Origin of the sequence: Streptomyces sp. NPDC058964 (genome assembly GCF_042741275.1) — a bacterium.
In the GTDB taxonomy this organism is placed as follows: Bacteria; Actinomycetota; Actinomycetes; order Streptomycetales; family Streptomycetaceae; genus Streptomyces.
The window spans coordinates 1-12,685 of the sequence record NZ_JBHYKH010000256.1 but is presented as its reverse complement, the minus strand read 5'-3'; the positions used below and the strand labels follow the sequence as shown (position 1 = coordinate 12,685).

The following is a 12,685-nucleotide window of genomic DNA, read 5'->3' as shown; positions in this document are numbered from 1 at the left end:
TGTTTAACCCCGCCGGGTGGTGGTCGTCCCGGGCGGCTGGGGGCGGCGGGTGGGCGGGGGGGGGCGCCCCCCGGGGGGGTGGACCCCCGACGGACGGCACGACGTACTGCTCGGCCGGGCCGGGCGGACGCGGTGGGCCGACAGCGGCTGGTGGTGGCCCGCCGTGCTCGCGGTGCTCGCCGTCCTCGTCCTGCTCGCGCTGTGGTGGCTCACCGCGGTGCTGCGCCGCCGCCGGCTCGCCGAGGTGCGCGTGGACACCGGCGACGGCGAGGGCGCGCTGCTGCGCGGGCGCGCGCTGGAGGGCGTCCTCGCCGCCGACGCGGCGCGGCTGGACGGTGTGGCCCACGCACAGGCCACGCTGAGCGGCCGGCGCGAGGCCCCCGAGGCCCGTGTACGGCTCCGGCTGGAGCCGGACGTGGACCCCGGAACGGCCCTGCACGACCTCACCGCGCGGTCCCTGACCCACGCCCGCGACTCGGCGGGCCTGGCGAAGCTGCCGGCCGAGGTTCGACTCGGTGCGGTCAAGCGCCGTGCGGAACGCGTGACTTGACGGCCGGGGCCGGAGCGGAGGCCCTCAGAACCCGTGCCGCATCCCGCCGTCCACGGGGACCATGATGCCCGTCAGATAGGACGCGGCCGGAGACAGCAGGAACGCGGCCACCCGCCCGAACTCCTCGGGCGACCCGTACCGCCGCAGTGGAATCCGCGACTCGTTCGCCGCACGCGTGGCCTCGGGATCCGCCGACAGCCCGTCCAGCTCGCGCACCCGGTCCGTGTCGATGCGCGACGGCAGCAGCCCGACGACCCGGACACCCCGCGGGCCCAGCTCGTCCGAGATCGACTTCGCGAACCCGGCGAGGCCCGGCCGCAGCCCGTTGGAGATCGTCAGCCCGGGAATCGGCTCGTGCACCGAAGCCGACAGCACGAACCCGATGACGCCGCCCGCGTCCAGCTCCTCGGCCGCGGCACGAGCCATCCGCACCGCGCCCAGGAACACCGAGTCGAACGCCGTGTGCCACTGTTCGTCCGTGTTGTCGGCGACGAAGCCGGGCGGCGGGCCGCCGACGCTGACGAGGATGCCGTCGAAGCCGCCGAAGCGCTCACGGGCGGCCGCGATCAGCCGTGCCGGAGCCGAGGGGTCGGCGTTGTCGACGGCCACCCCGGCGGCGTTGGGCCCCAGTCCGGCCGCCGCGTCGGCGACGCGCTCCTCGTCCCGGCCCGTGACGATCACCTTCGCCCCGTCGGCGACGAGCTCGCGCGCGGCGGCGTTGCCCAGTCCGCGCGTGGCCCCGGTGACGACGTACACCCGGTCCTTCAGTCCAAGATCCATGGCCCCTATCCTGCCCCGTCGCCCCCGAAGAGGGCGAGGGCGGTGTTCACCAGGCCGATGTGGCTGAACGCCTGCGGGAAGTTGCCGAGCTGGCAGCCGGCCACCGGGTCGTACTCCTCGGCCAGCAGTCCCACGTCGTTGGCGAGGCCGACCAGCCGTTCGAACAGGTCCCGGGCGTCGTCCGTACGGCCCGTCAGATGCAGTGCGTCCGCGAGCCAGAAGGAGCACGCAAGGAAGGCGCCCTCGTCCCCCTCGATTCCGTCGACGGATGTGCCGCTGGTGTCGTAACGGCGTACGAAGCCGCCGTGGCCGAGGTCCTCGCGGATCGCGTCGACCGTGCCGACGACCCGCGGATCGTCGGGCGGCAGGAAGCCGACGCGGGGGATGAGCAGCAGGGAGGCGTCCAGTTCGCGCGAGCCGTAGTACTGCGTGAAGGTGTTCCGCTCCGGGTCGTAGCCCTTCTCGCACACCTCCCGGTGCACCTCGTCCCGCAGCGCGCGCCAGCCCACCAGGTCCCCGGGCAGATCGGGATGCTCCTCCAGCGTGCGCACGGCCCGGTCGGCGGCCACCCACACCATGACCTTCGAGTGCACGAACTGGCGGCGCCCGCCACGCACCTCCCACAGGCCCTCGTCCGGCCGGCGCCACGCCTCGCGCAGCCACTGCAGCAGCACGCCCTGGAGCGACCACATGTGCGGCTTGGCGGACAGCCCCGAACTCCGGGCCAGCCACAGCGAGTCCAGCACCTCGCCGTACACGTCCAGCTGGAGCTGGTCCACGGCACCGTTGCCGATCCGTACGGGTACCGACCCGGCGAAGCCGGACAGCCAGGACACCTCGAACTCGGGCAGCCTCCGCTCGCCCGCCACGCCGTACATGATCTGCAGACGTCCCGGGTCACCCGCGACCGCCCGCAGCAGCCAGTCGCGCCAGGCCTCGGCCTCCTTGTGGTACCCCGCGGACAGCAGGGCCCCGAGGGTGAGGGTCGAGTCGCGCAGCCAGCAGTAGCGGTAGTCCCAGTTGCGTGTGCCGCCGAGTTCCTCGGGGAGCGAGGTGGTGGCCGCGGCGACGATGCCGCCGGTCGGGGCGTAGGTGAGGGCCTTGAGAGTGATCAGGGAGCGTACGACCGCGTCCCGGTGGGGGCCGTCGTAGCGGCAGCGGGTCGCCCAGCGCCGCCAGTCCGTGACGCTGGCGCGCAGTGCCTCGTACGGGTCGACGAGCGACGGGCGGGGCTCGTGCGAGGGGTGCCAGGTGAGGACGAACGCGACCCGCTCGCCCTCCGCGACGGTGAACTCCGAGTGGGTGCCGAAGTCCTCGCCCCACGTCCGCACGGCGGGCTCGCTGCGCAGCCACACCGAGTCGGGTCCGGCGACCGCGACCCGGTGGCCGCCGGACCTGCGCATCCAGGGGATGATCGCGCCGTAGTCGAAGCGCAGGCGGAGCGTGCTGCGCACGGTGACGCGGCCGCTGACGCCCTCGACGATGCGCATGACGTCGGGGCAGCGGTCGCGCTGCGGCATCAGGTCGGTGACCCGGACCGTCCCCTCCTCGGTCTCCCATTCGGTGTCCAGGACGAGGGTGTCGGTGCGGTACGCGCGGCGTGTGCACATGTCCGCGCCCTTGGGCGCGATCCTCCAGTGGCCGTTCTCCTCGTCGCCCAGGAGTCTGGCGAAGCAGGCGGCGGAGTCGAAGCGGGGCAGACAGAGCCAGTCGATGGAGCCGTTCCTGCCGACCAGCGCCGCCGTCTGTTCGTCGCCGATGAGGGCGTAGTCCTCGATTCGGGGTTGCACGGGGTGCGGGTTCCCGGCGGGCCCCCGGGGCAATCAGCAGTGGGGCCGGGCGGGTGACACGGCCGGGAACGCGATGGTCACACCCCCGCCGGGGCCCGCTCCTCGCTCGGCCGGGCGGCCGCCTCCGTACGCTCCCGGGCCTCGCGGCGCACCAGGACGACCCAGCCCACGGGGACCCCCGCGGCGAACAGCCACCACTGGATCATGTACGCGTAGTTCAGCGGGGCGTCCTCCTTGCCGGGGTCGGAGATCTGCTGCGGAGTGCCGCCCTTGGGCTCGGGGGCCGTCTGCTCGACGTATCCGCCGAGCACCCGGGCGCCGAGGCGCCGAGCCTCGTGCTCGCTGTTGATCAGCATGACCTGCCGGTCCGGCAGTCCCTCGATGTTCTTGATCCCGCTCGCGGCGGTCGTCTCGTCGGGCTTCAGCCGCCCGGTGATGGTGGTGCGGCCGGCGGGCGGCGCGGGGATCTTCGGGAAGGCGGTCTGCACCCCGTTCGCGGGGATCCAGCCGCGGTTGACCAGCAGCACCCTGCCGTCCGTGAGCACGAACGGGGTCAGGACGTGGAAGCCGACCTCGTCGTCGGAGTTGACGCGGCGCCGGACCACTTCTTCCCGGGAGGTGTCGAAGGTGCCGGTCGCGGTGACGCTGTGGTACCGCTCGGCACGGGTCACGGTGTGCCCCGGGGAGGTCAGCTTCTCCACGGGGACCGGCCTGGCGTTCAGCGCGTCGGAGACCAGCTGGTTCCGGGCGCTGCGCTCCTCGTACCGGTGCTTCTGCCAGAAGCCCAGCCTGATCATCGTGGGGATCAGGACCAGGGCGATCAGGGTGAGGATCACCCACTGGCGGGTCAACAGGAAGCGGTACACCCCACGACCGTACAACTCGGTCGTGGGGCGCAATCAGGCGGGTACCGGCTCACACCCGGTCCACGATCCCCGCCTTCCCCGCGGAGCGGGCGCAGTGGGCGCCGCAGTACCACTGGTTGTCGGCCTCCACGCCCTGGCCGATGATCGAGACCTTGCAGTGCTCGCAGACGGGGGCCATGCGGTGGATCGCACAGGAGAAGCAGTCGAAGACGTGCACCGCGCCCTGCGCGTGGACCTCGAAGGTCATTCCGTAGTCATTGCCGCAAACTTCGCATTTCGCCATGCGCCACAGGGTGAGCCGTCGCTGTCGCCCGGGCGAGTGGGTGCCGGGCGAGTCGCGTGGCAATCACCCATCCGTACGGTCACTGCTCCGGTGCGGGCTCGACGTCCCTGAGGAGCTGCCCGAACGCCGCCTCGTCCACCACCGGCGTCCCGAACTGGCGCGCCTTGACCACCTTCGACGTGCCCGAGTCGGGGTCGTTGGTGACGAGCAGGCTGGTCAGCCGGGACAGGCTGGTCGCGACGTGCAGCCCGGCCTCGGCCGCCCGGTCCTCCAGCAGCTCGCGGTCGACCGAGGTGTCCCCGGAGAACGCGACCCGCATGCCCTGCTTGAGCGGCTTGCCCTCTTCGTACCGGCCCGGGTTGGGATAGGGGCACGCGGGCCGCTTGCGGGACGGGCGCCAACTCGACGGCCCGTAGCCGCCGTAGCCACCGCCGGACTGCCGGCCGATCAGCGGCGCCGGCCGGTCGTTCCACTCGGTCAGCGGCCGGCACTCCAGCAGCGGCAGCCGGAGGTCGCCCGCCGCCGCGGCCCGCAGGCTGGGCCGGAACGCCTCGGCCAGTACGCGCGCGTCGTCCAGCGCGTGGTGCGCGCGCTGCTGCACGACACCGAAGTGCGCCGCCAGCGACTCCAGCTTGTGGTTCGGCAGTGGCAGACCGAGCTCCTTCGAGAGCGCGATGGTGCACAGCCGCTGCCGCACCGGTGCCTCGCGCTTCGCGCGCGCGTACTCGCGCGCGATCATCTGCCAGTCGAAGACCGCGTTGTGCGCGACCAGCACGCGGCCGTCGAGGCGGCCCGCGAACTCCTCCGCGATGTCCTCGAAGAGCGGCGCGCCCTCCAGCACCTCGCTCGTCAGGCCGTGGATCCACACCGGGCCCGGGTCGCGCTCCGGATTGACCAGCGTGTACCAGTGGTCCTCGACCTCGCCGCGCGCGTCCAGCCGGTAGACGGCCGCGGAGATTATCCGGTCGTCCCGGGCCAGGCCGGTGGTCTCCACGTCAACGACCGCGTATCCCTTCGGATACGCGGCCGGCCACCGGGTGGGGGAGGACGCTGCGGTCGTGCGGTCTTCGAGCATGGTCACTGAGGATACGGGCCGCGACCGACAGCGCTGTCCCGGAGTCTCCGCGGCGGCCCGGCCGGCGCCGCTCGTTCGAACACCGGCCGGGTGTCGCGAATGTCCGTGCGCGCGGCTATGGACCTTTTCACCGCCCGGTGCAAGCGTGCTGGCGCCCGGCGGATGACGGTCGACGGAAGGGCGGTACGGCCTATGGCACGCGTACGGTACGGCGCACGGACCGAGGCGGAGGTCACCGCCACACGCACCGCGAGCGCGAAGCTCCCCGACATCTGGTCCACCGGTGTGGTGGCCGTCTGGGAGACCGACCCGGACGCGGTCGCAGCGATCCTGCCACCGCCGCTCAAGCCGACGGCACGGCCGCTCGTCCGGGTGAACATCAGCAAGGTCGACCTGCCCGGATACCCGCTCGGCGCGGGGTCGTTCGCGGTCGCCGCCGCCCACGACTCGGTCGAGGGCTGGTATCCGCTCGTCATGCCGATGACCCACGAGCGCGCCCTCACCGGCGGCCGCGAGGTCTTCGGGGAACCCAAGAAGCTCGGTGAGGTGACCGTGGAGCGCGACGGCCCCGCCGTCCGCGCGGCCCTCGCCCGGCACGGCATCGCCTTCGTGGAGGTGCGCGGGTCGGTGTCGGGGGAGCTGCCCCCGCCCGCGCCGTCCCGCAGGACCGACTTCTACTTCAAGTTCCTCCCCGCGGTGGACGGTTGCGGCTTCGACGCCGACCCCGTGCTCGTGCACTGCGTGCGCAACGAGAAGGTCCGCAGGCTGGAACGGATCACCGGAGACGTCGTCCTGCGGGAGTCCGTGTACGACCCCGTCGCCGACCTCCCGGTCCACCGCCTCCTGGAGATCACCCTCGGCGAGAAGACGAGCGACCAGCGCGGCCGGGTCGTCGAACGGGTCGACGCGCGGGCCCTGTTGCCGTACGTCCACCAGCGCTACGACGATCCGCTGCAGGCGCTCGACGCACCCCCCGAGGGGAGCGCCTGATGGAACTGAGGGCCGGACAGGTCGCCGTCGTCACCGGAGCGGCGAGCGGGATCGGACTGGCGATGGCCCGGCGGTTCGCCGCGGAAGGTCTCAGGGTGGTCCTCGCCGACGTCGAGGAGACCGCGCTGGAGAAGGCCGCGGCGGACCTGCGCGCGGAGGGCGCCGACGCGCACGCACGCGTGGTCGACGTCGGCGAGCGCGAACAGGTGCTGGACCTCGCGGAGTCGGCGTACGACACGTACGGGGCCGTGCACGTCCTGTGCAACAACGCCGGTGTCGGCTCGGGCGCCGAGGGCCGGATGTGGGAGCACGAACCGAACGACTGGCGGTGGGCCTTCGCGGTCAACGTGTGGGGCGTCTTCCACGGCATCCAGGCGTTCCTCCCGCGGATGCTCGCCTCGGGCGAGCCGGGACACGTCGTCAACACGTCCTCCGGAGACGGTGGTATCGCCCCGCTGCCCACCGCCTCCGTGTACGCCGTCACCAAGGCCGCCGTCGTGACGATGACCGAGTCCCTCTACGCCCATCTGAAGGCCGAGCACGCGCGCGTGGGCGCGTCGGTGCTCTTCCCGGGGCCGCACATGCTGCGCACGGGCCTGTGGGAGTCGCACCGCAACCGTCCCGCCCGGTACGCCAAGCAGCGTCCGCGCAGAACCCCGTACCGCAGCCTCGGCCAGTGGGAGGCGGCCATGCGCGCGGCGGGCCGCGAGGTGCGCTTCACGCCGGTCGAGGAGGTCGCGAACCTCGTCGTGGACGGCATCCGCGCGGACCGCTTCTGGCTGCTGCCGAAGAGCGAGCACAGCGACGCCCAGATCCGGGCCAGGGCGCGGTCGATGCTCGACCGTGCGAACCCGTCGTACCTCGAGAACTTCATCCTCGACTGACGCTTCACGCTCGACCGACCGGACTGAGAAGGGGACCGTGGTGACGGACCAGGACCCGTACCTGATCATCTCCTCCGACTGCCACGCCGGGCTGCCCACCGAGGAGTACCGGCCCTATCTGGACTCCCGTTTCCACCGGGAGTTCGACGAGTTCCTCGCGGGCCGCGACCGGCGCCGCGAGGAGATGACGCGGCTCGGCATCCGCAACGAGGCGTTCGCGGACAAGTGGTTCCAGGACAACGAGGAGGGCCTGCGCGGGGGATGGGACGCCGCGCAGCGGCTGAAGGAACTCGACGGGGACGGAGTGGCCGCCGAGGTGGTCTTCCCGGACGCCGACGCCGTCGACAGCCGTACGGCCGCGCCCTTCGGGGTCGGCCTGGGGCTGTCCGGCGACCAGGACCCGGAGCTGGGCATGGCGGGCGCGCGGGCGCACAACCGCTGGCTGGCGGAGTTCGTGTCGCAGAACCCCGAACGGCACTGCGGAGTGGCCCTGTTGCCGATCACCGGGGAGGTCTCCGCGGTCGTCGCCGAGGTCCACCGGGCCAGGGAGTCCGGTCTGGGCGCCCTGATGATCCCCGCCATGTGGGCCGGCAAGGAGCCTTACCACGACCGCCGTTACGACCCCGTGTGGGCGGCCGCCGCCGAGTGCGGCATGCCCGTGGTCACCCACTCCGGCGCGGCCCCGCGCCACGAGTACGGCGACCATCTGGGCATCTACGTCTCGGAGGTCACCTGGTGGCCCGCCCGGCCGCTCTGGTTCCTGCTGTGGTCCGGCGTGTTCGAGCGGCACCCCGGCCTGAGGTTCGGCGTCGCCGAGTCCGGCTGCTGGTGGCTGCCCAACCTGCTGTGGTTCATGGACCGGCTCTACCTCGGCGCGCACGGCGGCAAGAAGCTCTCCCCCTTCGAGGAACTCAGGCGCCCGCCGCACGAGTACCTCGACCGCCAGGTCTTCGTCTGCGCGACCAACACCAAGCGCCGCGAACTCGCCCAGCGCTATGAGATCGGCGTCGACAACATCCTGTGGGGCAGCGACTTCCCGCACCCCGAGGGCACCTGGCCCGACACGCGCGCGTGGCTGCGGCGCACCTTCCACGACATCCCGGTGACCGAGACACGCCGCATGCTGGGCCTGGCGGCGGCCGGCGTCTTCGGCTTCGACGTCGACCGGCTCACGCCGCTGGCCCGCCGTATCGGCCCCACCCCCGCCGACCTCGGCCAGCCGGACGACCAGGCGGCCGTCGAGGCGTCCTGGGCGCGTTCGCGCGAGGTCGGCCGCCACTGGCTGACCGACAACGACTTCCCGCTCCTGGGGGTGACGTCATGAACGACGACCGTTACACGGTGATCTCCGCCGACTGCCACGCGGGCGCCGATCTGCTGGACTACCGGCCGTACCTGGACAAACGCCACCACGACGCGTTCGACGCGTGGGCGGCCACGTACGTCAACCCGTACGAGGACCTGCTCGCCGACACGGCCGACAGGAACTGGAACTCCGAGCGCCGCGTAGCGGAACTGGAGGCGGACGGCATCGTCGCCGAGGTCGTCTTCCCGAACACCATCCCGCCGTTCTTCCCCTCCGGCTCGCTGATGGCCCCGGCGCCGACCGCGGGGGACTTCGAGCTGCGGTGGGCGGGCCTGCGCGCCCACAACCGCTGGCTGGCGGACTTCTGCGCGGCCGCGCCGGGCCGCCGGGCGGGTGTCTTCCAGATCCTCCTCAACGACGTGGAGGAGGCCGTGAAGGAGATCCGGTGGGCGGTGGCGGCGGGCCTCAGGGGCGGTCCGATGCTGCCGGGCACTCCGCCGGGGTCCGGCCTTCCCGAGCTGTACTCGCGGACCTACGACCCGATCTGGGCCGTCTGCGAGGAGCTGGGCGTGCCCGTCAACCACCACGCGGGCTCGGCCTCCCCGCCGCTCGGTGACGAACCGGCGGCCCGCGCGGTCTTCATGGTCGAGACGACCTGGTTCTCCCACCGCGCCCTGTGGCACCTGGTCTTCGGCGGCGCCTTCCGCCGTCACCCCGGGTTGCGGCTGGTCCTGACCGAGCAGGGTTCGGGCTGGATCCCCGGCGTGCTCGACATGCTGGACTACTACCACGGCCGCATGGTCGCGGCGGCGACGAGGGCGACCACGGCGGAGTCCAGGTTCGGCGCGGGCCTCGCGGCCGGCATGGGGGAGGCGCCGTCCCGGGTGTGGCGCGACAACTGCTTCGTCGGCGCGAGCTTCATGCGCCCGCACGAGGTGCCGCTCCGCGACCGCATCGGCATCGACAAGATCATGTGGGGCAGCGACTACCCGCACGACGAGGGCACCTACCCCTACTCCCGGGAAGGACTGCGCTTCGCGTTCGCGGGCGTGCCGCGGGAGCAGGTCGCCGCGATGCTCGGGGGCAACGCGGCCCGGGTGTACGGCTTCGACCTGGACTTCCTCGACCCGATCGCGGCGAAGGCGGGCCCCACGGTCGAGGAGCTGGCCGAGCCCCTGGCGGAGCCGCCCGCGGACGCCACGAGCCCGGTTTTCGCGCGGGGAGCGTCGGTACGGGTCTGGTGACACCGGGGGTGCGATCCTCGGTCATGTGACCGAACCAACCCATGACGAGGCGCACGGCGGTGCGCTCGGCTCCCGGCTGAACTGGCTGCGGGCCGCGGTACTGGGCGCTAACGACGGCATCGTGTCCACCGCGGGGCTCGTCGTCGGTGTGGCCGGGGCGACCGACGACCGGGGCGCCCTGCTGACGGCGGGACTGGCCGGGCTGCTCGCCGGGTCGATGTCGATGGCGGCGGGCGAGTATGTGTCCGTCTCCACCCAGCGCGACTCGGAACTGGCCGCGCTTGCCATGGAGAAGCGGGAGCTGAGGGAGTCGCCGGACGCCGAACTGGAGGAGCTGACCGGGCTGCTGGAGGAGCGCGGGCTGACCCGGGACGTGGCGCGGGAGGCGGCGGTCCAGCTGACGGAACGGGACGCGCTGCGGGCCCACGCGAGCGTGGAACTCGGTATCGACCCGGACGAGCTGACCAACCCCTGGCACGCGGCGTGGGCCAGCTTCCTGGCCTTCACCGTGGGCGCCCTGCTGCCGCTCCTGGCGATCGTGCTACCGCCGGCGCAGCTGCGGCTGCCGGTCACTGTCGTGTCCGTGCTGGCCGCGCTCGTCCTCACCGGCTGGAGCAGCGCACGGCTGGGCGAGGCCACCCCCGGGCGGGCGGTGCTACGGAACGCGGCGGGCGGCGCCCTGGCCATGGGGGTCACCTACGCCGCCGGGAGCCTGCTCGGGGCGGCCGGCATCTAGGCATCCGGGGGCGCACGGACGCCTTTGGCGGAGATCGATAACAAACAAGCGCGTACTGCGGGAAATACTTGTGGGTAACAACCTCTAGGCTTCGGGCGTGGACCGCCCTACGGTGCGCTCATGCCGAACCTCCCCGATGTCGTGGTCTGGTCGATCCCCGCCTTCGTGCTGCTCACCGTGATCGAGATGATCAGCGTCCGCCTGCATCCCGACGAGGAGGCGGCCGGATACGCGGCGAAGGACGCCGCGACCAGCATCTCCATGGGGCTCGGCAGCCTGTTCTTCGACGCCCTGTGGAAGATCCCGGTCGTCGGGATCTACTCGGCCGTCTACGCCCTCACCCCGCTGCGCGTGCCCGTGCTGTGGTGGACGGTCCTGCCGATGCTGCTCGCGCAGGACTTCTTCTACTACTGGTCCCACCGCGGCCACCACGTCATCCGCGTCCTGTGGGCCTGCCACGTCGTGCACCACTCCAGCAGGAAGTTCAACCTCAGCACCGCGCTGCGCCAGCCCTGGACGAGCCTCACCTCCTGGCCGTTCTACCTCCCGCTGGTCGCCCTCGGCGTGCACCCCGCCGCGCTCGCCTTCTGCTCCTCGGTCAACCTCGTCTACCAGTTCTGGATCCACACCGAGCGGATCGACAAGCTGCCCCGCTGGTACGAATTCGTGTTCAACACCCCGTCGCACCACCGGGTGCACCACGCGTCCCAGGGCGGCTATCTGGACCGCAACTTCGGCGGCATCCTCATCGTCTGGGACCGCCTCTTCAAGTCGTTCGTGGCGGAGACCGAGCGTCCCGTGTACGGGCTGACCAAGAACATCGACACGTTCAACCCGATCAAGGTCGCCACGCACGAGTACGTGGCCATCGCCAAGGACGTGAAGTCGGCGGCCGACTGGCGCGAGCGCGCGGGACGGATGTTCGGGGGGCCGGGCTGGCAGCCCACACCGGCCGCGGACGCGTCCGCGGCGGCCGAGGGGATCGCGGCCGCGTGAGAGAGTCCCGTGTCCCGCTCGCCGCCTTCGCCCTCGCCACCGCCGCCGACCTGGTCTGCCTCGCGGTCGGTTCCGACGCAGGGCACCTGGTGGCCAAGTCCCTTCTGATGCCCCTCCTCGCCGCCCACGCGGCCCGCTGCGGCGCCCCGCGCCTCCTCGTCGCCGCCCTGCTGTGCGGCTGGGGCGGGGACGTCCTGCTCCTGTCCGACGCGGACCCCGCCTTCATGGCCGGCATGGCCTGCTTCGCGGCGGGACACCTCTGCTACCTGGCCCTCTTCCGCGGCTACGGCCCCTCACGCGCGCCCGCCCGCGTCCTGGCCCCGGTCTACGCCGCCGTCCTCGTCACCACCGTCGCCCTCCTGTGGCCGGACCTGCCCCCGGGCCTCCGCGTCCCCGTCGCCTGCTACAGCACGCTGCTCACCGCCATGGCGTACGGCGCTGCCACCCGGCTCGGCCTCGCCGGCGGCCTCGGCGGCGCGCTCTTCATGCTCTCCGACACCCTCATCGCGACCGGCCTCGCCGACTGGCCCCAGGCACCCCGCTCCGACCTCTGGATCATGCTCACCTACGCCCTGGCGCAGTACCTGCTGGTCCGCGGCACCCTCGACGAGCGATCCGCGTCGGCGACGGCGTACGGTGAAGTGCGCTCGACCACCCCCTGAGCGCACTCGACCGCGGATCAGAGAAGGACCCTCGCCATGCGCGCCACCACCATCCACGCCCCGTACGACATGCGCGTGGAGGACGTCCCCGAGCCCGTGGTGCAACTGCCCACCGACGCCGTCGTGCGGGTGCTGCGCGCCTGCATCTGCGGCAGCGACCTGTGGGCGTACCGCGGCGAGGCGGCCCGGCAGCCGGGCCAGCGGATCGGCCACGAGTTCCTCGGCATCGTCGAGGAGACCGGCTCCGAGGTGAGCACCGTCCGGCGCGGCGACCTCGTGGTCGCTCCGTTCATGTGGTCCGACGGCGTCTGCGACTACTGCAGCGAGGGCCTGACCACCTCCTGCGAGCACGGCGGCTTCTGGGGCTCCGTCGGCTACGACGGCGGCCAGGGCGAGGCGGTACGCGTGCCGTTCGCCGACGGCACCCTCGTGCAGCTGCCCAAGGACGCGGCCTCCGACGACCGCCTGCTGTCGGCCCTGCTGACCCTGTCCGACGTGCTCGGCACCGGCCACCAAGCCGCCC

General features: G+C 72.4%; 14 protein-coding genes. 9 read left to right on the top strand and 5 right to left on the bottom strand.

What is annotated here, in order from left to right; all coding sequences use genetic code 11:
- Window positions 1–16: 16 nt before the first annotated feature.
- The gene (gene amaP / locus ACFW2E_RS27500; RefSeq protein WP_384469752.1) at window positions 17–550 is read left to right on the top strand and encodes an alkaline shock response membrane anchor protein AmaP; all 534 of its coding nucleotides are present in this window, start codon (window positions 17–19) and stop codon (window positions 548–550) included.
- A gap of 24 nt (window positions 551–574) precedes the next feature.
- On the opposite strand, the gene ACFW2E_RS27495 is transcribed toward amaP, so the two are convergent.
- From ACFW2E_RS27495 to ACFW2E_RS27475, 5 genes are all read right to left on the bottom strand, one after another.
- The gene (locus ACFW2E_RS27495) at window positions 575–1,330 is read right to left on the bottom strand and encodes an SDR family oxidoreductase (RefSeq protein ID WP_384469751.1); all 756 of its coding nucleotides are present in this window, start codon (window positions 1,328–1,330) and stop codon (window positions 575–577) included.
- Between the two features lie 5 nt (window positions 1,331–1,335).
- Window positions 1,336–3,120, bottom strand: coding sequence for a glycoside hydrolase family 15 protein (locus tag ACFW2E_RS27490; RefSeq protein ID WP_384469750.1), 1,785 nt, complete (start codon window positions 3,118–3,120; stop codon window positions 1,336–1,338).
- A 77-nt stretch (window positions 3,121–3,197) separates the two neighbouring features.
- Complete coding sequence (locus tag ACFW2E_RS27485; RefSeq protein WP_384469749.1) at window positions 3,198–3,986, bottom strand: SURF1 family protein; 789 nt, start codon at window positions 3,984–3,986, stop codon at window positions 3,198–3,200.
- A 49-nt stretch (window positions 3,987–4,035) separates the two neighbouring features.
- Window positions 4,036–4,269, bottom strand: coding sequence for a hypothetical protein (locus tag ACFW2E_RS27480; RefSeq protein ID WP_384469748.1), 234 nt, complete (start codon window positions 4,267–4,269; stop codon window positions 4,036–4,038).
- Window positions 4,270–4,348: 79 nt separating this feature from the next.
- On the bottom strand, window positions 4,349–5,344 hold the full coding sequence (locus tag ACFW2E_RS27475; protein ID WP_384469747.1) for a DEDDh family exonuclease: 996 nt from the start codon (window positions 5,342–5,344) through the stop codon (window positions 4,349–4,351).
- A 192-nt stretch (window positions 5,345–5,536) separates the two neighbouring features.
- Between ACFW2E_RS27475 and ACFW2E_RS27470 the strand changes: the two genes are divergently transcribed.
- The 8 genes from ACFW2E_RS27470 to ACFW2E_RS27435 form a co-directional block, all read left to right on the top strand.
- Entirely contained in the window at window positions 5,537–6,334 is a 798-nt protein-coding gene (locus ACFW2E_RS27470; RefSeq protein WP_384469746.1) for an acetoacetate decarboxylase family protein, read from the top strand.
- A complete protein-coding gene (locus ACFW2E_RS27465; protein WP_384469745.1) occupies window positions 6,334–7,218 on the top strand; it encodes an SDR family NAD(P)-dependent oxidoreductase in 885 nt (294 codons plus the stop codon). Before ACFW2E_RS27470 ends, ACFW2E_RS27465 begins: the two co-directional genes overlap by 1 nt.
- Before the next feature lie 40 nt (window positions 7,219–7,258).
- On the top strand, window positions 7,259–8,542 hold the full coding sequence (locus tag ACFW2E_RS27460; RefSeq protein ID WP_384469744.1) for an amidohydrolase family protein: 1,284 nt from the start codon (window positions 7,259–7,261) through the stop codon (window positions 8,540–8,542).
- Window positions 8,539–9,768: an amidohydrolase family protein gene (locus tag ACFW2E_RS27455; RefSeq protein WP_384469743.1), complete on the top strand. Its 1,230-nt coding sequence runs from the start codon at window positions 8,539–8,541 to the stop codon at window positions 9,766–9,768. The genes ACFW2E_RS27460 and ACFW2E_RS27455 overlap by 4 nt, the downstream gene beginning before the upstream one ends.
- A 25-nt stretch (window positions 9,769–9,793) precedes the next feature.
- Entirely contained in the window at window positions 9,794–10,504 is a 711-nt protein-coding gene (locus tag ACFW2E_RS27450) for a VIT family protein (protein WP_384469742.1), read from the top strand.
- A 120-nt stretch (window positions 10,505–10,624) separates the two neighbouring features.
- Window positions 10,625–11,500, top strand: a complete 876-nt coding sequence (locus tag ACFW2E_RS27445) for a sterol desaturase family protein (RefSeq protein WP_384469741.1) — start codon at window positions 10,625–10,627, stop codon at window positions 11,498–11,500.
- The gene (locus ACFW2E_RS27440) at window positions 11,497–12,162 is read left to right on the top strand and encodes a lysoplasmalogenase (RefSeq protein WP_384469740.1); all 666 of its coding nucleotides are present in this window, start codon (window positions 11,497–11,499) and stop codon (window positions 12,160–12,162) included. The genes ACFW2E_RS27445 and ACFW2E_RS27440 overlap by 4 nt, the downstream gene beginning before the upstream one ends.
- Before the next feature lie 36 nt (window positions 12,163–12,198).
- Window positions 12,199–12,685, top strand: a 487-nt coding sequence (locus ACFW2E_RS27435) for an alcohol dehydrogenase catalytic domain-containing protein (protein ID WP_384469739.1), incomplete at its 3' end; no start/stop codon positions are given.

Coding starts and splice junctions, on each gene's coding strand:
- ACFW2E_RS27495 (WP_384469751.1), bottom strand. CDS start 1,330: ATGGATCTTGGACTGAAGGACCGGGTGTACGTCGTCACCGGGGCCACG.
- ACFW2E_RS27480 (WP_384469748.1), bottom strand. CDS start 4,269: ATGGCGAAATGCGAAGTTTGCGGCAATGACTACGGAATGACCTTCGAG.
- ACFW2E_RS27475 (WP_384469747.1), bottom strand. CDS start 5,344: ATGCTCGAAGACCGCACGACCGCAGCGTCCTCCCCCACCCGGTGGCCG.
- ACFW2E_RS27470 (WP_384469746.1), top strand. CDS start 5,537: ATGGCACGCGTACGGTACGGCGCACGGACCGAGGCGGAGGTCACCGCC.
- ACFW2E_RS27465 (WP_384469745.1), top strand. CDS start 6,334: ATGGAACTGAGGGCCGGACAGGTCGCCGTCGTCACCGGAGCGGCGAGC.
- ACFW2E_RS27455 (WP_384469743.1), top strand. CDS start 8,539: ATGAACGACGACCGTTACACGGTGATCTCCGCCGACTGCCACGCGGGC.
- ACFW2E_RS27445 (WP_384469741.1), top strand. CDS start 10,625: ATGCCGAACCTCCCCGATGTCGTGGTCTGGTCGATCCCCGCCTTCGTG.